The organism is Bradyrhizobium sp. CFUWI (genome assembly GCF_056429085.1).
Genome location: NZ_JBWJZE010000180.1, coordinates 1 through 458, shown reverse-complemented (window position 1 = coordinate 458; position 458 = coordinate 1). Strand labels below are relative to the sequence as shown.

At 76.2% G+C, this 458-nt stretch carries 1 protein-coding gene; it reads right to left on the bottom strand.

The features are described 5' to 3' along the window. The coding region (locus tag AC066S_RS39305) for a hypothetical protein (protein WP_478271980.1) at nucleotides 1-387 on the bottom strand (387 nt) is incomplete at its 3' end. Nucleotides 388-458: the final 71 nt, after the last annotated feature.

Below are 458 nucleotides of genomic sequence, written 5' to 3'. Positions count from 1 at the left end.
GTGCGGCACGCGGCGCAGCCACACCGCGTCGACGTGGTGCAGCACCACGCCCATGTCGCGCACGCTCGGCGCGGCGCGGTAGTGGCGCAGGGCCTCGCCCGTACCGTGCGGGCCCGACAGAACGGCTTCGCGGCTGCGCGGCGCGAAGCGCACCAGGGCGATGCCCGCGCCGCACGCCAGCACGGCCCAGAGGCACAGCATCGCGATCGCCCAGAAGCTCTCAGCGGCCAGGCGCGCGCGGGCCTGCGGATCGCCGATCAGGTGGACTGCCGCGATCCACGGCAGCACGGCAAGGCAGGTGCCGGCCAGCAGCATGACCGCGTCCCGCAGGCGCGGCCGCACGACGATGCGCAGGTGTTCGCGGCCCTGCCGCTCGACCGTCACCACGCGCGGCGGCTTCCGCCGTGCGCGTCTCTCCTCATGCCGCCGCAGCCATGCGCTGCGCCCGCGCCCTGGCC